At 74.4% G+C, this 22,188-nt stretch carries 19 protein-coding genes; 11 read left to right on the top strand and 8 right to left on the bottom strand.

The window, feature by feature from the left end; translation table 11 throughout:
* Window positions 1-76: 76 nt before the first annotated feature.
* A complete protein-coding gene (locus tag ACFQLX_RS14555; protein WP_386415027.1) occupies window positions 77-535 on the bottom strand; it encodes a cell division protein SepF in 459 nt (152 codons plus the stop codon).
* A gap of 253 nt (window positions 536-788) precedes the next feature.
* Between ACFQLX_RS14555 and ACFQLX_RS14550 the strand changes: the two genes are divergently transcribed.
* From ACFQLX_RS14550 to ACFQLX_RS14525, 6 genes are all read left to right on the top strand, one after another.
* Window positions 789-1,979: a DUF5685 family protein gene (locus tag ACFQLX_RS14550; RefSeq protein ID WP_386415025.1), complete on the top strand. Its 1,191-nt coding sequence runs from the start codon at window positions 789-791 to the stop codon at window positions 1,977-1,979.
* 204 nt (window positions 1,980-2,183) lie between these two features.
* Window positions 2,184-3,026 (top strand): S1 family peptidase, encoded by an 843-nt coding sequence (locus ACFQLX_RS14545; protein WP_386415023.1) that lies wholly within the window; start codon window positions 2,184-2,186, stop codon window positions 3,024-3,026.
* A gap of 232 nt (window positions 3,027-3,258) precedes the next feature.
* A complete protein-coding gene (locus tag ACFQLX_RS14540; RefSeq protein WP_386415022.1) occupies window positions 3,259-4,179 on the top strand; it encodes a S1 family peptidase in 921 nt (306 codons plus the stop codon).
* A gap of 117 nt (window positions 4,180-4,296) precedes the next feature.
* On the top strand, window positions 4,297-5,235 hold the full coding sequence (locus ACFQLX_RS14535; protein WP_386415094.1) for a slipin family protein: 939 nt from the start codon (window positions 4,297-4,299) through the stop codon (window positions 5,233-5,235).
* Between the two features lie 520 nt (window positions 5,236-5,755).
* Entirely contained in the window at window positions 5,756-6,379 is a 624-nt protein-coding gene (locus tag ACFQLX_RS14530) for a mycothiol-dependent nitroreductase Rv2466c family protein (RefSeq protein WP_386415020.1), read from the top strand.
* A gap of 199 nt (window positions 6,380-6,578) precedes the next feature.
* Entirely contained in the window at window positions 6,579-8,036 is a 1,458-nt protein-coding gene (locus ACFQLX_RS14525; RefSeq protein ID WP_386415019.1) for an MFS transporter, read from the top strand.
* Between the two features lie 73 nt (window positions 8,037-8,109).
* On the opposite strand, the gene ACFQLX_RS14520 is transcribed toward ACFQLX_RS14525, so the two are convergent.
* Window positions 8,110-8,877, bottom strand: a complete 768-nt coding sequence (locus tag ACFQLX_RS14520; RefSeq protein WP_386415017.1) for an alpha/beta fold hydrolase — start codon at window positions 8,875-8,877, stop codon at window positions 8,110-8,112.
* 128 nt (window positions 8,878-9,005) lie between these two features.
* On the opposite strand from ACFQLX_RS14520, the gene ACFQLX_RS14515 reads away from it, so the two are divergent.
* A complete protein-coding gene (locus tag ACFQLX_RS14515; protein WP_386415014.1) occupies window positions 9,006-9,536 on the top strand; it encodes a PadR family transcriptional regulator in 531 nt (176 codons plus the stop codon).
* A gap of 60 nt (window positions 9,537-9,596) precedes the next feature.
* Here the strand turns inward: ACFQLX_RS14515 and ACFQLX_RS14510 are convergent, their stop codons facing one another.
* Window positions 9,597-10,226: a pyridoxamine 5'-phosphate oxidase family protein gene (locus ACFQLX_RS14510; RefSeq protein ID WP_386415013.1), complete on the bottom strand. Its 630-nt coding sequence runs from the start codon at window positions 10,224-10,226 to the stop codon at window positions 9,597-9,599.
* A 144-nt stretch (window positions 10,227-10,370) separates the two neighbouring features.
* Between ACFQLX_RS14510 and ACFQLX_RS14505 the strand changes: the two genes are divergently transcribed.
* The gene (locus ACFQLX_RS14505; protein ID WP_386415011.1) at window positions 10,371-11,366 is read left to right on the top strand and encodes a hypothetical protein; all 996 of its coding nucleotides are present in this window, start codon (window positions 10,371-10,373) and stop codon (window positions 11,364-11,366) included.
* A 22-nt stretch (window positions 11,367-11,388) separates the two neighbouring features.
* Window positions 11,389-12,189 carry a dimethylargininase gene (gene ddaH / locus ACFQLX_RS14500; protein ID WP_386415010.1) on the top strand — a complete coding sequence of 267 codons (801 nt, stop codon included), beginning with the start codon at window positions 11,389-11,391 and terminating at the stop codon, window positions 12,187-12,189.
* On the opposite strand, the gene ACFQLX_RS14495 is transcribed toward ddaH, so the two are convergent.
* The 4 genes from ACFQLX_RS14495 to ACFQLX_RS14480 all read right to left on the bottom strand — a co-directional run bounded on the left by ACFQLX_RS14495 (window position 12,149) and on the right by ACFQLX_RS14480 (window position 17,565).
* Window positions 12,149-15,343 (bottom strand): AfsR/SARP family transcriptional regulator, encoded by a 3,195-nt coding sequence (locus ACFQLX_RS14495; protein WP_386415008.1) that lies wholly within the window; start codon window positions 15,341-15,343, stop codon window positions 12,149-12,151. The two genes, ddaH and ACFQLX_RS14495, sit on opposite strands and share 41 nt — an antisense overlap.
* A 195-nt stretch (window positions 15,344-15,538) precedes the next feature.
* Complete coding sequence (locus ACFQLX_RS14490) at window positions 15,539-16,456, bottom strand: GNAT family N-acetyltransferase (protein ID WP_386415005.1); 918 nt, start codon at window positions 16,454-16,456, stop codon at window positions 15,539-15,541.
* Between the two features lie 117 nt (window positions 16,457-16,573).
* Window positions 16,574-16,960, bottom strand: a complete 387-nt coding sequence (locus ACFQLX_RS14485) for a GntR family transcriptional regulator (protein ID WP_386415003.1) — start codon at window positions 16,958-16,960, stop codon at window positions 16,574-16,576.
* A 338-nt stretch (window positions 16,961-17,298) separates the two neighbouring features.
* A complete protein-coding gene (locus ACFQLX_RS14480; RefSeq protein ID WP_386415000.1) occupies window positions 17,299-17,565 on the bottom strand; it encodes a hypothetical protein in 267 nt (88 codons plus the stop codon).
* A gap of 277 nt (window positions 17,566-17,842) precedes the next feature.
* On the opposite strand from ACFQLX_RS14480, the gene ACFQLX_RS14475 reads away from it, so the two are divergent.
* Both ACFQLX_RS14475 and argG read left to right on the top strand, forming a co-directional pair.
* Entirely contained in the window at window positions 17,843-19,471 is a 1,629-nt protein-coding gene (locus ACFQLX_RS14475; protein ID WP_386414997.1) for a serine/threonine-protein kinase, read from the top strand.
* 56 nt (window positions 19,472-19,527) lie between these two features.
* Window positions 19,528-20,976: an argininosuccinate synthase gene (gene argG, locus ACFQLX_RS14470; RefSeq protein WP_386414996.1), complete on the top strand. Its 1,449-nt coding sequence runs from the start codon at window positions 19,528-19,530 to the stop codon at window positions 20,974-20,976.
* A 62-nt stretch (window positions 20,977-21,038) separates the two neighbouring features.
* Here the strand turns inward: argG and ACFQLX_RS14465 are convergent, their stop codons facing one another.
* Window positions 21,039-22,178, bottom strand: coding sequence for a type ISP restriction/modification enzyme (locus ACFQLX_RS14465; RefSeq protein ID WP_386415093.1), 1,140 nt, complete (start codon window positions 22,176-22,178; stop codon window positions 21,039-21,041).
* Window positions 22,179-22,188: the final 10 nt, after the last annotated feature.

Raw genomic sequence — 22,188 nt, 5'->3', positions numbered from 1 at the left:
CGCGGATACGGGGGACACGGGGGAAGGCGCCGTACGAGCGGAAGGTCCGCGGGGCCCGGGTGAGGGGCCCCGCGGATCAGTTCTGGTTGAAGAAGCCGCCCGAGCCGTCGCGCGCCGACTCGCCGGGAACGACCTCGTACGTGGCCGGGGTCAGCAGGAAGACCCGGGTGGCGACACGCTCGATGGTGCCGCGCAGGCCGAAGGTCAGACCCGCCGCGAAGTCCACGACGCGCTTGGCGTCGGCGGGGTCCATCCCCGTCAGGTTCACGATGACCGGGACGCCCTCGCGGAACAGCTCGCCGATCCCGCGCGCGTCGCGGAACCCGTCGGGCGTGATCGTCGCGATCCGGTGGCCCTGCTGCTCCGCCGTCTCGGAGACCACGCGCACCCGGGGGTCCGTGACCCAGGTGGCGGGGCGGGAGGGGGGCACGGTCGGCTGCTCCGTCGCCTCCGCGTAGTCGTCGTCGTAGTACCGCTCGTCGTCACCGTCGTCGACGAGTCCGAGCCAAGCGCTCGCCCTGCGCACCGTTCCCATGGACGCCTCCTCTCTCCGGGGCTGACTTTCCGTCCGCGCACCTATGGTCATCCATGATGCAGATGATGCGTCAATCGTATTGTTACCTCGCGGGCGATTCGTGACACAGCTGGTGCAGAACGGGCACCCGCGGGTCAGAGTTCTTGCTGATCAAGGCCACTGACGGTGTGTCGCATACTCTATCGTGGGCCATCCGGGTGAGTGTGGGACGAACGGGTGAAGTTACTAGCGGATTTGAACCGGCGGGGGGCCTGTGTTCGGAATCGTAAGGCCGTGCAGACACCGGCTTTCGGAGCAGTTGCACGCCTCGTGGCTGGCCCATCTGTGCGGCCTCTGCCTGGCGTTGCGCGGTGATCATGGACAGTTCGCGCGTGTCGCGACCAATTATGACGGACTGGTCATCAGCGTTCTGACGGATGCTCAGCTCCCGTCGGAGGGCGTGGAGCGCCGCCGCGCGGGGCCGTGTCCGCTGCGCGGGATGCGTACCGCCTCGGTGGCGAACGGGGAGGGCGCGCGGCTCGCGGCGGCCGTCTCGCTGGTGCTCGCCTCCGCCAAGGTCCGCGACCATGTCGCCGACGGCGACGGGCTGCTGGCCCGCCCGCGGGTCGCGGCGCTGGCCGGCCGGGTGGCCGGGGCCTGGAGCCGGGGCGGGACGCGCGCGGGCGGCGAACTGGGCTTCGACGCCGGGGTGCTGCTCGACGCGGTGGCGCGCCAGCCCGGGGTGGAGCGGCTCGCCGGCCGCGGTACGCCGCTGCTCGCCGTGACGGAGCCCACCGAGACCGCCACGGCCGCCGCCTTCGCCCACACCGCGGTGCTCGCGGGGCGTCCCGGCAACGCGGCGGCGCTCGCCGAGGCGGGACGGCTCTTCGGCCGGCTGGCCCATCTCCTCGACGCCGTGGAGGACTTGGGCACCGACGCCGCCGCCGGCGCGTGGAACCCCGTCGCCGCCACGGGCGCGGACCTCGCGGAGGTCCGCCGGCTCTGCGACGACGCGGTGCACGGGATCCGACTGGCGCTGCGGGAGGTGGAGTTCGGCTCCGGCCCGCGGTCCGAGGCCGCCGTGCTGGCGCACCGGCTGCTGGTGCACGAGCTGCCGTACTCGGTGACGCGGGTCTTCGGGGCCTCGTGCGGGCACGCGGGGCCGGTCGGGGCGTACGGGCCGCCGCCCGGGGGGAACCCGTACAGCGCCCCGCCCCAGGGGCCCGGCCTGCCGCCGCCCGGGCCGCCGCGGCGCCGCGGGGCGCTGGCGGGCTGCCTGGTCTTCGCCGGACTGCTCTGTACGTGCCAGGTGTGCTGCGCCTCCGAGTTCGAGGATCCGTGGACCGGGCAGCGGCGTGAGGGGGCGTGCTCCAAGTACGGCGACGGCTGCGACTGCGGGTGCGGTGACTGCTGCGGCGGGGACGGCTGCGGCTGCTGCTGCGACGGCTGCGGCTGCGACTGCTGACGGGGGCCGCGGTCCTGGTGGCCGCGGTCCTGGCGGTGTGCCGGGACGTCCGCCCGTGCCCGCGGCTGGTGTTACCTCTGTGCGACAGATTGTCAGGTGGCCTTGTGGAGCCTGCGACGGAAGGTGATACTCGCCTGAGTATTTGTCAGGGCCACGCCCATCAGGGCGGTGTTCCTGTCCCATCGTCGTTCTGAGGAGACCGAGTTGAGGCTCAAGCGCATCACCCTCGCCACCGCGCTCGTATCCGCACTGCTCACCGCGGGAACCGTCGCACTGCCCGCGGCACAGGCCGCCCCCGCCGGGTCCGGCGGCCTCGCGGACGCCGCCGCGGCGGTGGACGCCGCGAAGGTCGGCGGCACGGCCTGGGGCAAGGACGCCAAGGGCCGGCTGAAGGTCACCGCGGACGCCACGGTCTCCGCGGCCGGGCTCGCCAAACTGCGCAACGCGACCGCGAAGTACGGCGATTCGGTCACCATCGAGCGGGCGGCCGGCGTCTTCAAGCCGCTGCTGTCGGCCGGGGACGCCATCTACGGCGGCGGCTACCGCTGCTCGCTCGGCTTCAACGTCGTCAAGGGCGGCGTGTACTACTTCCTGACCGCGGGCCACTGCGGCGGCGTGGTGGGGACCTGGTACGCCGACGGCGGGCAGAGCACGCTGGTCGGCCCCACCGTCAACGCCAGCTTCCCGGGCAACGACTACGCGCTCGTGCGCTACGACAACGCCTCGGTGAGCCACCCCGGCGGCTTCACCGTCGCCGAACCCTTCGTCGGCGAGTCCGTCACCCGCCGCGGCTCGACCACCGGTACGCACACCGGCACCGTCACCGCGCTCAACACGACGGTCCACTACTCGAGCGGTGAGACGGTGCGCGGCCTGATCCAGACCAACGTCTGCGCGGAGTCCGGCGATTCGGGTGGCGCACTCTACGACGGCACCAAGGCGCTGGGCCTGACCTCCGGCGGCAGTGGCAACTGCCAGGTGGGGGGCACCACGTTCTACCAGCCGGTGCGCGAGGCCGTGAACAAGTACAAGGTCACGATCTACTGACGCCGGTCCTCGGTACCGCCCGCCGACCGGGATGGCTACCCGGTCGGCGGGCGGTGTCGGGACGGGGTGCTCCGTACCCGCTCGGCCCGCGGAAGTGGAAGGCACCCTTGCGCTTGCGGGTGAACATCCGAATACTCGTGGCAGCGCTTGTCAGGGGCACGGCAAAACTGTGCTGCTGCTGCGTCTCACGTACCCGGCCAACCCGGGTACCCAACCCTCTCGGAGGAGCTAAGTGAGCATCAAGCTTCCTACCCCCCATCGCTCCATCCCGCGGCGGTTCCGGCTGGCCGCCGTGGCCTCCGCCGCCCTGCTCGCCTCGGTCGCGGCCGTCCCGACGGCCATGGCCGGCAACGCGGACCCTGCCCCGCGGGCCGACGCCACCACCTTGGCCAAGGCCGGTGCCGCGGTGCGCGCGGCCGACGTGGCCGGCTCCGCGTGGAGCGTGGACACGGCGACCGGCACCCTGGTGGTGGCCGTCGACCAGCGGGTCACCGCGGGCCAGGTGGCCCAGCTCAAGAAGGCGGCGGGGACCGACGCCGTCCGGGTGGACCGCCTCAAGGGCAAGCTGACCAAGTACCTCAACGGCGGCCAGGCGATCTACTCCGGTGGCGGGCGCTGCTCGGTGGGCTTCAACGTCCGCAACAGCGCGGGTACGTACTACGTGCTGACCGCCGGCCACTGCACGGAGGGCGGCGGCAACTGGTACACCAACTCCAGCAACACCACCCTCATCGGCCCGACGGTGGGCTCCAGCTTCCCCACCAACGACTACGGCCTCATCCGCTACGACAACGCCTCGCTGACCCACCCCGGCACGGTGAACCTCTACAACGGCACCTCGCAGGACATCGCCGGCGCCGGCGACGCCTACGTGGGCCAGGCCGTCAAGCGCAGCGGCTCCACCACCGGTGTGCACAGCGGCTCGGTGACGGGTCTGAACTACTCCGTCAACTACGGCAACGGCGACGTGGTCTACGGCATGATCCGCACCACCGTGTGCGCCGAGCCCGGCGACTCCGGCGGCTCCCTCTTCGCCGGCTCGACGGCCCTCGGCCTCACCTCCGGCGGCAGCGGCAACTGCAGCTCGGGCGGTACTACCTTCTTCCAGCCGGTGAAGGAGGCGCTCTCCGCGTACGGCGTGAGCGTGTACTGACGGCGGCGGCGAGCCCCCCGCCCGGAGCACCGGGCGGGGGGCTCGCCGCGGCCCTGCACGGGGCGTGGTGGCGGCGTTACCCTGGAGGGAGGGGTACCAGCCCACAGGGGAGCGATGATGTTCGAAGCCCTGGTGGCCGCGGGAGTGGCGCTCGCCGTCCTCGGCGTGGTCTACGTGATAGCGGCAGTCCGCGTGGTCAAGCAGTACGAACGCGGGGTGGTGCTGCGGCTCGGCCGGCTGCGGCCCCAGGTCAAGCCGCCCGGGCTCACGCTGGTCATTCCCGCCGTCGACCGGATGCGCAAGGTCAACATGCAGATCGTCACGCTGCCGGTCCCGGCCCAGGAGGGCATCACCCGCGACAACGTCACGGTGCGGGTGGACGCGGTCGTCTACTTCCGGGTCGTGGACCCCGCGGAGGCGGTCGTGCGGGTGGAGGACTACCGCTTCGCGGTCGCCCAGATGGCGCAGACCTCGCTGCGCTCGATCATCGGCAAGAGCGAGCTGGACGATCTACTCTCGAACCGGGAGAAGCTCAACCAGGGGCTGGAGTTGATGATCGACAGCCCCGCGGTGGAGTGGGGCGTGACGATCGACCGGGTGGAGATCAAGGACGTCTCGCTGCCGGAGACGATGAAGCGCTCCATGGCCCGCCAGGCCGAGGCGGACCGCGAGCGCCGGGCCCGGGTCATCAACGCGGACGCGGAGCTGCAGGCGTCGAAGAAGCTGGCGCAGGCGGCGCAGCAGATGGAGGACACCCCCTCCGCGCTCCAACTGCGGCTGCTGCAGACGGTGATGGCGGTGGCGGCGGAGAAGAACTCCACGCTGGTCCTGCCGATCCCGGTGGAGCTCCTGCGCTTCCTGGAGCGCGCGCCGGCCGCTCCGGGCGCTCCGGGCGTGCCTGCCGCTCCGCGCTCCGACCGCCCGGCGGAGCCGCCGCCGAGCCAGGAAGCGCTGCCCGGCGTGGCGGAGCTCATCCCCGAACTGGAGGGCATGGTCCCGGAGATCCGCAGCGCGGACACCCCCGAAGAACGCCCTGAACCTCCGCGCGCGGAGTGACGCGGCGCGTCGGCGGGGTGGACCGCCAACTCCCGCCGCTTGCGGCCTGTACGACGAGAAACGGCGGCGGCGCGGCCCGCCGGGGCTCCTCCTCGACGAGACCCCCTGCCCGGCTCGGGCTCGGCGACCACCTCAAGGATGAAGCGGTGGCGGACCAGCGCGCCGACGGAGGCGGCCGAGGAGGGCGGTGCCTTGAAACGCGGGTGCGGCACGGTGAACACCAACCGCCCCCCGGCGGATCGAGGCGAGCACGGAGTCCAGTTCGGGAACGTCGTTCAACGCGAGAGCGGCGGTGACCCAGTCCTGCCGCCGGAGGCGACAGTGTCGAGCCGGCCGGCGTCGTCCACCTCGAAGCGAACCCGTCCGGAGGGAGGGGCGTCGGGGTGGAATGGGCCGGCGGCCTTGTGTTGTTGCAGGGGGTGGGCGGGTGAGGGCGTTCGGCAGAGTGTCTGCTTCTGCGCCCCGGCCGACGGCCGGCCGGCCCCATATCCACCTCGACCACCCCGATGGAGACGAGCTGATGACGGCAGCATCCGAGACCAGCAAGCCCCGGGTCGACTTCTACTTCGACCCGGTCTGCCCCTTCGCCTGGATCACCTCGCGCTGGATCCTGGAGGTCGAGAAGGAGCGTGACATCGACCTCCACTTCGACGTGATGAGTCTGTCCGTGCTGAACGAGGGGCGTGACCTTCCCGAGGAGTACCGCACCCTGCTGGACGCCGCGTGGGGGCCCGTCCGGGTCGCCATCGCCGCGGCGCAGGAGCACGGTGACGAGGTGCTCCGCGATCTGTACACGGCGCTCGGCACCCGGATCCACAACGAGGGCCGCAAGGACCTGCCGGCCGTCATCGACGAGGCGCTCGCGGAGATCGGCCTCCCCGCCGGACTCGCGGCGGCGGCGGAGACCGACGCCTATGACGAGGCGCTGCGCAAGAGCCACCACCGGGGCATGGCCCCGGTCGGCGAGGAGGTGGGCACCCCCACGATCCACATCGACGGTGTGGCCTTCTTCGGCCCGGTGCTCACCGCGATTCCCCGTGGCGAGCAGGCGGTCCGCATCTTCGACGCCGCCCGGGAGCTGGCGGGCTACCCCTACTTCTTCGAGCTCAAGCGCACCCGCACGGGCGGCCTGAACTTCGACTGACGCAAGCCTGCCGAGGGGGGCTCCGGGCACCCGGAGCCCCCCTCGGCGTGTCCGGCGAGGCGAAGGGCCGGGGCCCGCGGCGCCGCGGTCAGGTGAACTCCCCGTTCACTCCTGCCCGTTGAATACCCCCCGGGGGTATGCTATACCTGCTTTCGCAGATACCCCCGGTGGGTATCGCAGGTACGGGAGGGAAACCGTCATGCCAACCATCAACCCACACCGCTGGTGGGCGCTGGCCGTCTTGGCCGCAGCCCAGTTCATGGTCATCATGGACACCTCGATCATCGGCGTCGCACTGCCCGAGATGCAGCGCGACCTCGGCTTCTCGCAGGGCGACCTGCAATGGGTCTTCAACGCGTACGTGGTGGCCTTCGGCGGCCTGCTCCTCCTCGGCGGCCGGCTCTCCGACCTCCTTGGCGCCCGGCGGGTCTTCACCGCCGGCTGGGCGGTCCTGATCGCCGGCTCGGTGGTCGCCGCCGCCGCGCACACCGCCTGGGTGGAGATCGCCGGCCGCGCGGTCCAGGGCGTGGGCGCCGCCCTGATCGCCCCGGCCGCGATGACCCTGCTGATGGTCCTCTTCAGCCACGACCCGAAGGAACTCGGCAAGGCACTCGCGCTGTACGGCGCCGCCGCCCCGGTCGGCGGCACGGCCGGGGTCTTCCTCGGCGGGGTCTTCACCGAATGGCTGAGCTGGCCCTGGGTGTTCGTCATCTACGTCCCGATCGGTCTGGCGACCCTGGCCGCCACGAAGCTGCTCCCCGAGGTCGGCTCCCGCCGCGGTGCGATCGACGTCCTCGGTGCCGCGGCGGTCACCGCCGGTCTGGCCCTCGCGGTCTTCGCCGTCGTCCGGGCCCCCGAGGCGGGCTGGGGCTCGACCGCCACGGTGCTGCAACTCGCCGGTGCCGCCGCGCTGCTGGCGCTCTTCCTCGCCCTCCAGCGCACCGTCCGCGCCCCGCTGATGCCGCTGGGCATCTGGCGCACGCCGGGGCTCGCCCCCGCCAACGTGGCGATGGCGCTGCTGGGCGCCGCCTGGGTGCCCATGTGGTACTTCCTCAACCTCTACCTCCAGCAGGTCCTGGACTACGGCGCCTTCGCCAGCGGCGCCGCCCTGCTGCCGATGACGCTGCTGCTGATGGTCTTCATGACGACCGTCACCGCGCGACTGCTGGGCCGCTTCGGAGCGAAGAAGCTGCTGGTCGGCGGACTGCTGACGCTGGCGGCCGGACTGCTGTGGCTGTCGGCGGTGGAGCCGGCGGGCAGCTTCCTGGTCGACGTCCTGCCGGCGTCGCTGGTCGCGGCGGTCGGGATGAGCCTGGCCTACATCCCCGGCCTGATGTCCGCGATGGCCAACGCCCCGCAGGAGCAGGCCGGTCTGGCCTCCGGGATCGTCAGCACCACCTACCAGGTCGGCTCCGCGCTCGGCCTCGCCGCCCTGACCGCCGTGGCCGCCTCGCAGGGCGCGGGCCGGCTGGGCGACCTGCCGGCGCTGACGAACGGCTTCAGTGCGGCCTTCGCCGGCGCGGCGGGGATCGCGGGGGCCGGTGCGCTGCTCACGGCGCTGCTGATGGACCGCGGGAGCCGGGGCGGCCGGGTCGCGGCGACCGCCGATGGCCCCGCGAAGGGCGCCGAGCGGGAAGGGCGGGAGGTGGCGGCCTGAGCCCTGAGCGCGCCGGGCGCGCCGAACCCCCACGAGGAGCGACGGGCCACCGCCCAGCGGCGGTGGCCCGTCGCTACCCCAGCGCCTGCGCCGCCGACTGCGCGAAGGCGTCGGGCGCGTCCAGCATGACGTTGTGCCCGCAGTCCGCGAGCGGCGCCAACCGCACGCCGGAAGCCGCCAGTTCACCGGCGCCCCGCAACTCCCCGTCCGAGGCCGGCCATATGAACGTGCGCGGGACGGACAGGCCGCGCAGCAGTTCCCGCACCGACGGAGCCGTACCCCGGCACAGCCGCACCGAGCTGCGGTGCAGCGCCTTGCGGCCGCTCAGCCGCATCGTCGCCCACCAGGCGGCGCCCACCGACGTCGCCGTCGCCTCCCAGCCGCCCCCGTGCACGAACTCGTCCTCCGAATACGCCGCGATGCCCCGGCTGCCCGCCGCCCCGCGCGCCGGTGCCTGCGCGTCCAGATTGCCGTCGACCACCAGCAGCCGGGAGACCAGCTCCGGATGCCGCGCCGCCAGCACGACCGCCACCGAGCCGCCCATGCTGTGCCCGATCACCTCCGCGCCCGCGACCCCCGCCGCCCGCAGCGCGGCGGCGACCGCGTCCGCGTGCGATTCGAGGCCGTAGTCGAAACCCGGCGGCCGGTCGCTGACCCCGAAGCCCAGCAGGTCGACCAGGAGCGACCGGCGCCCCGCCAGCAGCGGATGGGCGGCGGCCGCCGCGAAGTACACCGGCGAACTCGCCCCCAGCCCGTGCAGATAGACCCTCGCCGGCTCGCTGCCGGCCAGCTCCACCCAGCGGATCCGGTCCCCGTCCGACGTCACCACCGCGTCATGCATGAACCTCCCCCTTCATCCCTTCGAAGCCCCGACCGCGAAGCCCCGATACCCAATGCATCGATTCGAGGTATATCGATGCGAGGTACGATGGCATGCCGAACCGCGCACACGCAAGGGGCTGTGGACAGATGCTGGAGCTGGCGATCCTCGGCTTCCTCTACGAGGAGCCGCTGCACGGGTACGAGCTCAAGGAGCGCATCCGGGGCCTGAGCGGCCATGTGCGCCCGGTCAGCGACGGATCGCTCTACCCGGCGATCAACCGACTGATCGCCGCCGGGCTGCTCGCGGAGTACACGGAGCCGGGAGCCGGGGCGGCCCCCCGGCGGACGCTGTCACTCATGGACAAGGGCCGCGCCGCGCTGCGCGAGCGCCTGCGCGCGCCCAAGTCCGTGGAGATCAGCGACACGCAGCGCTTCAACGTCCTGCTGGCCTTCCTGCGCCACCTCCAGGACCCGGCGGCGCAGGCCGCCGTACTGCGGCGCCGGCTGGACCTCCTGGAGGAGCCGACCAGTTTCTTCTACGACAAGGGCCGCCCGGTGCGCGTGGAGGACGTCGCGGACCCCTTCCGGCGCGGCATGCTGCGGGTGGCCAGGGCCGCGGGGCGCGAGGAGCGGGAGTGGCTGCGCGAGGTCATCGCGGAGCTGGAGCGGGCCGGTTGACCCGCGTGCGCCCGCCCGCCGGGCCGCTCGGCCGGTGGGACCGCTCGGCCGTAGCGCCGCTCAGCCGTAGAGCCGCTCGGCGTACTTCGGCCCGTAGTACTCCTCCAGCTCCTCCAGGGAGCGCTCCGGTGCCTCCAGCAGCTTGGCGATCCTCGCGCGGCCGGGCAGCGCCTCCGGGTCCCAGGTCTCCGGCTGCCAGGTGCCCGAGCGCAGGAACGCCTTCGGGCAGTGGTGGAAGACCTGCTCGATCCCGACCACCAGCGCCAGTTGGGGCCGGTGCCCCTTGACCGTCATCTCCTCGAAGAACGGCGCCTCGCGGACGATGCGCGCGCGGCCGTTGATCCGCAGGGCGTCGGAGCGGCCGGGCAGCAGGTAGAGCAGCCCGACGTGCGGGTTGGACAGGATGTTGCGGTAGCCGTCCAGGCGGCGGTTGCCCGGGCGTTCGGGGATGGCGATGGTGCGGTCGTCCAGGACGACGGTGAAACCGGCCGGGTCGCCCTTGGGGGAGACGTCGCAGCTGCCGTCCGCGTTCGAGGTCGACATGAACAGCAGCGGGGATCTCGCCAGCCATTCGCGGTCCAGGGCGTGCAGGGCGGCCCGCTCCTTGGAAACGGCCTGCGGCATGGGGGTGCCCATCAGCGCGCGCAGCTCGTTCTCGCTGGTGACCTCGGTGAATTCGGCCGTTTCCACGGGTGCGCCTCCGGCTTTCGAAAGTCAGATCGAGACTCGCTCATCATACGGAAGGGGGTGTGGAGCGATCGGTGGCGAGGGGTGAACCGGCTTGACTTCATACCCCCTGGGGGTATGCTCTGAGGTGTCGAGAGGAGAGAGGTCATGAACACCGCACTCAAGGCAGGGGTCTTCGCCGGCGGACTCGCCGTGGTCTTCGCCGGCGCCTACGGACTGGGCGGCGCGATCGGCCCGGACAGCGCGCGGGCCGAGCCGCCCGCCCACGGCGCACACGCCCGCGCGGAGTCCGAACAGGACTCGGACACGGAGGGCCACGGCGGCCACGGGCAGTCGGCGGCGCAGGCCGCAGGCGGGCTGCAGGTCTCCGAGGCGGGCTACACGCTCGACCTGGAGACCAGGCGCCTGCGGGCGGACACGCCCGGCGAGCTGCGTTTCACCATCCTCGACGCGAAGGGGCGCCCCGTCACGGCGTACGAGCGCGAGCACGAGAAGGAGCTGCATCTCATCCTCGCCTCCCACGACTTGTCGACCTATCGCCATGTGCACCCCGTCCGGGCGGCCGACGGCACCTGGAGCGTCGCGGTCGAGCTGCCCAGGGCCGGCGACTACCGGGTCTTCGCTGACTTCAAGCCCGCCGCGAAGGGCGCCAAGGCGCTCACCCTCGGCGCCGACCTGGCGGTGGCCGGCGCCTACAACCCCGCCGAACTGCCCGCGCCGGGCCGCACCGCCGCAGTGGACGGCTACACCGTCCGCCTCGACGGCGCCCTCGTACCCGGCGCCGGGCGGGAGTTGAAGTTCCACGTCGAGAAGGACGGCCGCCCGGTCACCGACCTGCAGCCCTACCTCGGGGCGTACGGGCACCTCGTCGCCCTGCGCGCCGGCGACCTCGCCTACCTGCACGTCCACCCCGAGGGCGCGCCGGGCGACGGCGCCACCGAGCCGGGGCCGGACGTCTCCTTCGCCGCGACCGCGCCGAGCCCGGGGGCGTACCGGCTGTACCTGGACTTCAAGCACGGCGACCGGGTGCGCACGGCCGCCTTCACCGTCAACGCCGGTACGGGGGCGGCGATTGCGGACGAAGCCCCCGGCGAAAACCCCTCCGAGGCGCCGCCGGAGGACCACGGCGAGCACTCCCACTGAGCGGTGTGATGGGATCCCGGTCATGACGACGACCAGCAGTCCGATCAGCCCCAGTCGCACCGCCCTCGTCCGCCGCCCCTCCCCGCGACTCGCGGAGGGCCTGGTCACCCATATCGAGCGCCGCCCCGTCGACGCGGCGCTCGCCCTGCGCCAGTGGGAGGACTACGTCGGCGTGCTGGAGGCGCACGGCTGGCGGACGCGGGAGGTGGCGCCGGCCGACGACTGCCCGGACGGGGTGTTCGTCGAGGACACGGTGGTGATGTTCCGCAACGTCGCCCTGATCTCCCGGCCGGGCGCCGACTCCCGCAAGCCGGAGACGGCCGCCGTCGAGGAGGCCGTCACCGCGCTCGGCTGCTCGGTCAACCGGGTGCGCGGGCCCGGCACGCTGGACGGCGGCGACGTACTGAAGACCGGCGACACGGTCTACGTCGGCTGCGGCGGCCGTACGAACGGAGCGGGCGTGGCCCAACTGCGCTCCGCCTTCGAGCCGCTGGGGGCGCGGGTGGTGGCGGTGCCCGTCACCAAGGTGCTGCACCTGAAGTCCGCCGTCACCGCGCTGCCCGACGGCACGGTGATCGGCCACCCGCCGCTGGTCGACGACAGCTCCCTCTTCCCGCGCTTCCTGCCGGTCCCCGAGGAGAGCGGCGCCCACGTCGTGGACCTGGGCGGCGGCGCGCTGCTGATGGCCGCCGGCGCCCCGCGCAGCGCGCGCCTCCTCGCCGCGCTGGGCTACACGCCGGTGGAGGTCGACATCAGCGAGTTCGAGAAGCTGGAGGGCTGCGTCACCTGCCTGTCGGTACGGCTGCGCGGACTGTACGCCTGAGCGGCGCCCCCGCCGGGAGCAGATGCCCGCCCAGCGGGCGCCCCTGCGGTGTGCGCACGGCGGCCAGCCCGGCCGGCAGGCCGGCGCGGGCCCGCAGGGCGGCGGCGCGGCGGGCGGCGCGGTCGGCGGCGGGTCCGCTGCGCAGACCGCCCGCCGCCCCGTGCACCCGCGCCAGCAGGTCGTAGGTGCGCGAGGTCCAGTACGGGCTCTCCAGCCGGCTCCAGACGGCGAGCGACTGCTCCACCGCCGCCAGCGCCTCGTCCCCGCGGCCGGTGTGCAGCAGCAGGTCGGCCCGTGAGCGCAGGGCGAGGGCCTCACCGAAGCGCTCACCGAAGCGGCGGTACGCCGCGAGGGACTCCTCGATCATCGGCTCCGCCACCGCCGCCTCGCCCGCCGCGTCGGTGATGTGGCCGAGCCAGTGCAGGGCGTGGACCTCCCCGACCCGGTCGCCGTGGGCGGCGAACAGCGCCCTGCTGCGGGTCATCCGCTCGCGGGCCGCGTCCAGACGCCCCTGTGCGAGGGCGGCGAGGCCCAGGTAGCGCTCGGCGGCGGCGATGCCGTGCGGATGGCCGTCCGTACGCGAGAGCGCCAGCGCCCGTTCGAACTCCGCGCGCGCCAGCGCCGCCTCGCCCCGCTCCAGCAGCAGCGCGCCGAGCCCGCAGCGGGCGTACACCTCGGCCCGTACACCGTCTGCCGCCGCGGCGACGGCGACGGCGCGGCGCAGACAGGAGAGCGCGGGCCCGTACTGCCCGCGCAGCCGCAGCAGGACGCCGAGCCCGGCCGCCGCTGCCGCCTCCCCGGACTGTGCGCCGCTACCGGCCGGGTCGGTGCTGTCCGCGGCCGGCAGGTGTCCGTACGCCGCCAGCGCCCGGCGGAAGGAGGCCGTCGCGTCCGCGTAGTGGTCCTGCACGGTGGCGAGTTCGCCCAGGCCCCGATGGAGCACCGCCAGGCCGAGCGTGTCGCCGGCGGTGCGGGCCGCGGCGAGCGCGGTGGTGTGCGTGTCGCGCCAGTCGTCGAAGTGCGCCGCCGACTCGAAGAACCCCAGCAGCGCCGCCGCGAGCCGCCAGGCGAGCCCCGCCTCAAGGCCGCCGCCGGGTCCGCTCCCACGCCCGGCCCCGCGCCCCGGACCGCCGCCGGCCGCCTGCCGGATGAGCGCGCAGAGCGTCGTACGCTCCGCCTCCAGCCACGTCATCGGCGCGGCGCGCACCGCCGCCCGCTCGGCGGCGGCGGGCGGCCACGGCGCGGGCGGCGTGGGGACCGGCGGGGCGAAGTCGGAGCCCAGCTGCGCCGCCGCCGTCCGCGCCAGCTCCAGGTACGCCCCGTACACCCGCCGCAGCGCGGCGCCCGCCCCGGCCGGCGTCTCCTCGGCGGCGGCCCGCTCCCGGGCGTAGAGGCGCACCAGGTCGTGCAGCCGGTAGCGCGGCTCGCCGCCGACCGCGCGCCCCTCCGTCCGGTCCGTCAGGTCTGTCAGGTCCGTCAGGCGGACCTCCACCAGGTGGTTGTCCACCAGTACGTCCAAGGCGCGCTCCGCCCGCGGCAGATCGAGCAGCGCCGCCACCACCCAGCCGGGGAAGGCCGGCGTGTCGAGCAGGCCGAGCAGCCGCAGCGCCCGGCGCGCCTCGGGGTCCAGGGCCTCGTAGCTCAGCGAGACGCTGGCCCGCACCTCCAGGTCGCCCGCGACCAGCTCGTCCAGCCGGTGGCGCTCGTCGGCCAGGGCGTCCGCGAGCCGCTGCGGCGACAGGTGCGGGCGGGTGGCCAGCCGGGCGCCCGCGATCCGCAGCGCGAGCGGCAGCCCGCCGCACTGCCCCACGATCCGCGCGGCGCTGGCCGGATCGCGGCGCGTGCGCCCGTCGCCCACCACCCGCGCCAGCAGCTCCAACGCCTCGCCCTCGCCCAGCAGTCCGAGGTCGATCCGCAGCGCGCCCTCCAGGCCGGCGAGCGCGGCGCGGCTGGTCACGAGGGCCGCGCCGGCGCCCGTACCGGGCAGCAGCGGGCGGATCTGCCGCTCGTCCTGCGCGTTGTCGAACAGCACCAGCGTCCGGCGGTCGGCGAGTTCGGCGCGGTAGCGGCGGGCGCGCTCCGCCGGGGAGCGCGGGATCGCCGCCCCCGTCATGCCGAGGGACTTCAGCAGGGAGCCCAGCGCCTCGCCCGGGTCCGCGGGCAGCGTGTCCGCGGCCCGCAGGTCGAGGTGCAGCTGACCGTCGGGGAAGGCGCCGCGCAGCAGATGCGCCGCGTGCACGGCGAAGGCGGACTTCCCGGCGCCCGCCACCCCGGTGACCACGACCGTCCGCGGCGGCGGGGCGCCTTCGCGCGCACCGGCCGACGTCAGCAGCCGCTGCACCTCGATGAGTGGCTCGCGGCGGCCCACGAAGTCCGGTACGGCGGCGGGGAGCTGGCACGGCGCAGGCCGGCGCCCGGTGCGCGCCGCCCCCAGCACCTCCGCGTGCACCCGCCGCAGCTCCTCGCCGGGCTCCACGCCCAGCTCCGCGACGAGGGTGCGCCGCGCCCGTACGTACGCCTGCAGTGCGTCCGGGCGCCGGCCGCAGTGGTGCAGCGCCAGGATCAGCCGCGCCCACAGCGCCTCGTGCAGCGGGTGCTCCGCCACCAGGGCGCCCAGCTCCGTGGCGAGTTCGGCACTGCGCCCGACGGCCAGCTTGGCGTCGGCGAGGTCCTGCCAGGCCGTCAGCCGGCACTCCGCCAGCCGCGCCGCCTCCGCGGCCACCACCGGCCCCGGCGGTACGTCGCACAGCGCCGGGCCGCGCCACAGGGCCAGGCCCTGGGTGAGCAGGCCGACGGCCCGCTCCCCGCGGCGCTCCCGCAGCGCGCCGCGCCCGCTGTCGGCCAGCGCGCGGAAGCGCTCGGCGTCGGTGCCGCCCGGCGGCACGTCCAGCTCGTAGCCGCCGGGCCTGGTGCGCAGCCCCTCGCCCGCCGCGCCGAGGGTGCGCCGCAGGCGGTGGACGTACACCTGGAGGGACTTGGGCGCCGAATCGGGGACGTGCTCGCCCCATAACTCGGCGATCAGGGCCTCGCTGGGCACGAACCGGCCCGCGCAGACGATCAGATGGGCCAGGAGCGCCCGCTGCTTGGCGGCGCCGATCTGCACCCGTCCCTTGCCGTCGAAGACGTCCAGCCGTCCGAGGATCCGAAAGCGCATCACACCGCCTGGGGGTTGCGGTCGCCGTCAACGCCGGACCCTGCCCGGTCCTTGGCCGCAACGATGCTGGCGGCCGCGGGCATGTGTCAAGGACGCCTGCGGACGTCGAGGCCGCCCTGCCCGCGGACGTTGTCGGCCGGTGCGGGCGGCCGGTCACGCTGCGTTGTCAGACCCTCCTGCGAGGGTGGGCGCATGTCACAGATCGCGGACGTAGCGCCGCTCGCCGGTGAAGTACTCGTAGCCCAGGCCCCTGTTGATCGCCAGCATCGGGGCGTTGGTGTCGTCGTTGCCCGTGAAGGCGGCCGTGTAGCCCGCCGCGCGGGCCCGGCCCAGCGAGTCGGTCTTCGCCAGTTTCGCCAGGCCGCGCCCCCGGTGCGCGCGCCCGGTGCCGGTGCCGCGCGAGGCCAGCCGGTCGCGGCCGTCGGTCTCCACGTAGGAGTGCGCCGCCGGGATGCCGTCCACCACGACGACGGTGCTCAACTCCTGGTCGATGCCGCCGTGGACGAAGGTGTCGGCGAACCAGGTATCGAAGTCCAGGGTGTCGGTGACGACGTCGCCGGGCTCGTCCAGGACGGCCTCGGACTCCAGGGCGAAGAGCGGGCGGGGCTCTGCGCGCAGGGACCCCAGCGTCCGCAGCCCGGTGCCGGCGGGCAGCTCGGGCAGGCGGGGGAGCGGGGCTTCCGCGAGGTCCAGGCGCAGGATGTGGGAGGCGCGCGAGGAGGTGTAGCCGCGGTGCTCGGCGAAGGCGCGCGGGCCCTCCTCGTCCAGCACCCAGCTGTGCACCCGTACGGCGCCGACGGCGCCCACATGGCGCTCGGCCGCCGCCAGCAGCGCGCCGCCGACTCCGCGGCCGCGGCGCTCGGGATGCACCTGGGGGTTGGCGTAGGCGTGGCCCGGCTCGGAGGTCCCGTGCTCCAGCCCGGTCCGGCACACTCCCACGACCGCGCCGTCGAGTTCGGCGACGAGCAGCCGCGCCCGCTGGGCGGCGGGGGCGTGGGCGACGGCCTCGATCAGCGCCTCCCGGGTCTGTACGAGGAAGGGCACGGCGGCCCGCCGCACCTCCAGCACGGCGTCGGCGTCGGCGGGGCGGAAGTCACGAATGATCAGCGGCATGGGGCGGGACGATACGTGGCGGGGGAGAGGGAGTGCATCCGCTTATCGCGGTGGGGGCTGGGGTGGGGGACTTGGCGGGGATCGAGATGGGGGAGGTGCGGGCTCCGCCCCCGCGCGTCAGCCGGCGGCCTCCCGGCCGTACACCGCCCGGAGCGCCTCCCGCGCGGCGCGCAGGGCCTCCTCCTCGGCCAGTCCCAGCCGCCGGGCACGCTGGGCGAACGCCTGCGCCGCCGCTGCCGCCTCCCTGGCCGCCGCGTCGCCGGCCGCCGCGACGAAGGTGCCGTTGCGGCCCCGCGTCTCGACGACCCCGTCCGCCTCCAGGGCCCGGTACGCCTTGGCGACCGTGTTCGCCGCCAGCGCCAGCTCCTCGGCCAGCCCCCGCACGGTCGGCAGTTTGTGGCCCGCGGGGAGGACACCGGTCCGCGCCGCCTCGGCGATCTGGGCGCGCACCTGCTCGAACGGGGCGTCGGGGGAGGCGTCGTCCAGCTGGATTCTCAGACTCATCCGGCCATTGTCCCCTCCGGGGAAACCTCCCCTGAGGCGGCGCCGGGCCGGAACCCCCGTACCTGGCCCGGAGCCGCCAGGGATCAGGGATACAGCGTGCCGGGGCCGCAGCGGCGCCGGGACACGGACAGGCGGCCGGCGCGTCGCCGAAACCGCCCGTCCGGCCGTACGGGCCGACCGGGCGGGAGCGAGGGGAGAAAGAGGGAAAGCGACACGGCATCAACAACCGACGGTGCGGGCTTTACTGGCTTTGTCGATGTGTCAGTCGCGAAAAAAGCGGACGGATACGCCACTGCCGGGTATGGCGTATCCGTCCGAGGCGCCGAAAGGCGCGCGGGTCAGGGGTGCCGGCTGCCGAAGAGCGTGCGGCGCAGCCGCTTCAGCGGCGCGAAGAGGGACACCCGCGCCGTCCGGCTCGGCTGTGCGCGCTCGGGCCGACGGGACGTCAGTTCCTGCATCAGCAGCGTCGCCCCCTGTGACTCGGCGAGGGGCACGGGAGGCCCGGCCAGCACGGCGAGATGGCGGTCCACCCGCGCTCTCGACACACTGTTGTTGCAGTCGATGGCAGGGACTCGGGCCCTGCTCCGCATCGCTATCTGTTCCATGACACTCCCCACCCGTACGAGGGCACCCGGCTCGGGCAGGGTAACCCTACCGCCCCTCGGCGCCACGCGCGCATCCCCAGTACCGGATTCACCCGGTATTCAAGGCAATTGACGGAGGATCATCAATTGACCGGGAGTCGGGGGGAGTTGACCGGAAGGGGGCGGCGCGCGGGCGCGTCCCCGCCGCCGGCGCCGGCACCTGTCCAAGGCGCAGCCGGAGGGCGGGGTTCGGCGCTACCTTTGAGGGGAATCGCACCGTCGGCGCTTGGGGGGACGGATGAGCGGGGACACGGGCAACGATCCTCTGATCGCGGGGCGTTACCGGCTCCTCGGCGCCCTCGGCCAGGGCGGCATGGGGGTCGTCTGGCTGGCACGCGACGAACTGCTGGGGCGCGAGGTCGCCGTCAAGGAGGTCCGCGCCCCGCGCGGACTCGACGAGTCCGAGGTCCAGCGCCTCTACACCCGGCTGGAGCGCGAGGGTTGGGCGGCTGCCCGGGTCTCCCACCGCAACGTCGTCACCGTCTACGACGTGGCCACCCACGACGGCCGCCCGTGGATCGTGATGGAACTGGTCCGCGGCGTCTCCCTGGCCGACGCGCTGGAGGCCGCCGCCGAGGGGGAGGGCCCGATGCCGCCCGCCCGCGCGGCGCGGATCGGCGCCGAGGTGCTGGCCGCCCTGCGCGCCGCGCACGAGGCGGGCGTGCTGCACCGCGACGTCAAACCGGGCAACATCCTGCTCGCCAACGACGGCCGGGTCGTCCTCACCGACTTCGGGATCGCGGTGATCGAGGGCGGCTCGGCGCTCACCATGACCGGCGAGGTGATCGGCTCGCCCGAGTTCCTCGCCCCCGAGCGGGCCCTCGGCCGCAACCCCGGCCCGCCCTCCGACCTGTGGTCCCTGGGCGTCACGCTCTACGCAGCCGTCGAGGGTGCCTCCCCCTTCCGCCGCGACACCGCGCTGTCCACCCTGCGCGCGGTGGTGGACGAGGAGCTTCCCCCGCCGGTCCGGGCGGGCGCCCTCGCCGGTGTCATCGAGGGGCTGCTGCGCAAGGACCCGGCGGAGCGGATGGGCGCCGCGGAGGCCGAGCGCGATCTGCGCCTCGTCGCCGCGGGCGGCCGCCCCACCGGGACCCGCCCCCTGCCACCGGGCGGCTACGTCCCCACGACGGTCGGCGAGCAGTCCGGCGGCAGCCCGCCGTACGCGGCGCACGGGGCGGTGTCCGGCGGCACGCAGGGCTTCGGACCCGCGACCGACCCCGGTACGGGGGGCGCGCCCGCGGGTCGCGGCCGCCGCGCCGGAGCCGTCCTGGCCGCCGGCGTACTCGCCCTCGCCCTCGGCGCGGGCGGCCTCGCCTACGCCCTGCTGGGCGACGGCGACGGCAACGGCAGCAGCGGTCAGACCTCCGGCGGCAGTACGGACGACGGCGGCGGCAAGACCACGGGCGGGACCGGCGACCCGACGGACACGCCGACGGACGCGCCGACGGAGAAGCCCACGCACGGACCCACCACCAGGTCGGCCACCACCGCGTCGCCCCCCGCACCCCCCGCGCTCGCCGTCACGCTGACGGTCTCCGCCGCCCGCGCCGACTACTCCGGCCCCTGCCCGCCCCCCGAGGGCAGCGCCCCCTCCTTCTACGGCGTCATCAAGGTCAACCGCGCGCCCGCCGAGCTCTCGTACCGCTGGGTCACCCGCACCGGCAAGGGCGACTCCGACTGGAAGGACGCGCACTTCCCCAGCGGCCAATACTCGATCCAGGTCGACCACGTCATCACCGCGTACACCGAGGGCGGCGCCTACGAGGACGTGGTCGCACTACAGGTCAAGAGCCCCGAGGAGACGTCCAGCGGCGTCTCCTTCACCACCCTCTGCACAACGGAGTCCCCCTCCCCGTCGCCCTCGTGAGCACGTATCGCCCACCTGGGATTGCATAAGAATGCAAGCTTCTGCATAATGGTGTCATGTCCAAGGTCCTCACCTCCCTGCCCAAGGGCGAGCGCGTCGGCATCGCCTTCTCCGGCGGCCTCGACACCTCCGTCGCCGTCGCCTGGATGCGCGACAAGGGCGCCGTGCCCTGCACGTACACCGCCGACATCGGCCAGTACGACGAGCCCGACATCGCCTCCGTCCCCAGCCGCGCCGGCGCCTACGGCGCGGAGCTGGCGCGCCTGGTCGACTGCCGCGCCGCGCTGGTCGAGGAGGGCCTGGCGGCACTGGCCTGCGGCGCCTTCCACATCAGGTCGGGCGGCCGGCCGTACTTCAACACCACCCCCCTGGGCCGGGCCGTGACCGGCACGCTGCTGGTGCGGGCGATGCTGGAGGACGGGGTGCAGATCTGGGGCGACGGCTCCACCTTCAAGGGCAACGACATCGAGCGCTTCTACCGCTACGGGCTGCTCGCCAATCCGTACCTGCGGATCTACAAGCCCTGGCTGGACGCGGACTTCGTCACCGAGCTGGGCGGCCGCAAGGAGATGTCGGAGTGGCTGCTCGCGCACGGGCTGCCCTACCGGGACTCCACCGAGAAGGCGTACTCCACCGACGCCAACATCTGGGGCGCCACCCACGAGGCCAAGACCCTGGAGCACCTCGACACGGGCATCGAGACGGTCGACCCGATCATGGGCGTGCGCTTCTGGGACCCGGAGGTGGAGATCACCGCCGAGGACGTGGTGATCGGCTTCGACCAGGGCCGCCCGGTGACGATCAACGGCCGCACCTTCGACACCCCCGTCGACCTGGTCGCACAGGCCAACGCGATCGGCGGCCGGCACGGTCTGGGCATGTCCGACCAGATCGAGAACCGGATCATCGAGGCGAAGAGCCGCGGCATCTACGAGGCGCCCGGGATGGCGCTGCTGCACCTGGCCTACGAGCGGCTGGTCAACGCCATCCACAACGAGGACACCGTGGCCGCCTACCACAACGAGGGCCGCCGGCTGGGCCGGCTGCTCTACGAGGGCCGCTGGCTGGACCCGCAGGCGCTGATGATCCGCGAGTCGCTGCAGCGCTGGGTCGGCGCGGCGATCACCGGCGAGGTGACGGTGCGGCTGCGGCGCGGCGAGGACTACTCGGTGCTCGACACCAGCGGCCCGGCGCTCAGCTACCACCCGGACAAGCTGTCCATGGAGCGCACCGAGGACTCGGCGTTCGGGCCGGTGGACCGGATCGGGCAGCTCACGATGCGCAACCTCGACATCGCCGACTCGCGGGCGCGCCTGGAGCAGTACGCGGGCCTGGGCATGGTCGGCTCCGGCCACCCGGCGCTGATCGGCGCCGCGCAGGCGGCCTCGACGGGCCTGATCGGCGCGATGGACACCGGCGGCGCGGAGGCCATCGCCTCGCGCGGGGAGGCGCCGTCGGAGGAGCTGATGCTGGACCGCGCGGCGATGGAGGCGGGGACGGACTGAGGCCGGCCGGTCTTACGCGGGGGAGTCGGCCCGCCAGCGGATGCCGGCGGGCCGACGGCCGTTCAGAGCAGGGCGAACTGGCCCTCCGGCCCCTCCTCCCGGTGCTCCAGCACCGAGGCCGGGCGCCGGGCCGCCGCCGGTGCCGGCAGCACCCCCGCCGCCCGCAACTGCGCCGCCGTCACCGGCACTCCGACCTCCGGGGGCGCGGGCAGCGCGGCGCACAGCGCCAGCACCGCGACCAGCTCCAGCAGCTCCGAGGTCCACGCCTGCGGCCACGCCCCGGGCCGCACCGCCTCCAGCGACCCCGGCTCGGCGGCCGCGAGGCGCCGCTCGCACCAGTCCCGGAGCACGGGCGCGCCCCCCGCCTCGTACTCCCAAGCCGCCTGCGGGACGGGGGAGATGCGCCCCTCGCCGAGCAGCAGGGCCTCCGTCTCCGCGTCGTAGGCCGCCTCCCGCGGCCGGGCCGGTATCGCCGCCCGTACGTACGGCCGCCGCCCACCGGGGAGGCGGGGGCGCTCCGTGCCCCGCGCGCCGCGCAGCTGAAGCTCCAGCAGCCGGCGACCGCGCGCCAGCCCCGCCGCCCACTCACCCGCGTCGGCGGTCAGCGGCACCTCGCAGCCCCGGGGGCCGGCCCGCCCCACCGCCAGCGCCCAGGCCAGCACGTCCTCGGCCGCCACCGCCACCCCCAGCCGCCGCCCCAGGTACGCGGCCAGCCCCGGCGCCACATTGGGCTCACGCCCGCCGGGCCGCCGGTACAGCGGCCGGATGCGCCCCGGCCGCCCGGCGGGGGAGCGGCCGTCGGGCAGCACGGCGGAGGCCACCAGCGCCGGGCCCGCACCGGGCGAGCCCCACTCCACCGCGTACACCTGGTGTTCGTCGGCGACCCGCCACAACTCCGGGCGCGCCTGGTCGATGAGCCGGTGGTCCGGGATCAGCCACTGCAGGTCGAAGGCGCCGCGCAGCACCCGCACCGGCTCCGGGCAGGGACCCTGCTCGCGGGCCAGCGGGCCCGTACCCGTGCGCTGCCCGGGGAGTTGGCCGACGCCGCCGTGCAGCGTGCGGCCGCGGCTGGGGCGCAGCAGCGCCTCGCGCGCCGGACCCTGGGCGGCCAGCAGACGCCGCCAGCGGGCGCGCAGCGTCTCGGGATCGGGCGCCATCGCCCAGCCGCGCCCCAACCGCAGCGGCGCCACCCCCCAGGGCATCAACTCCCCG

The sequence above is a fragment of the Streptomyces polyrhachis genome, from assembly GCF_042663125.1.
GTDB lineage: Bacteria > Actinomycetota > Actinomycetes > Streptomycetales > Streptomycetaceae > Streptomyces > Streptomyces polyrhachii.
This window is presented reverse-complemented; position numbering and strand designations above follow the sequence as displayed.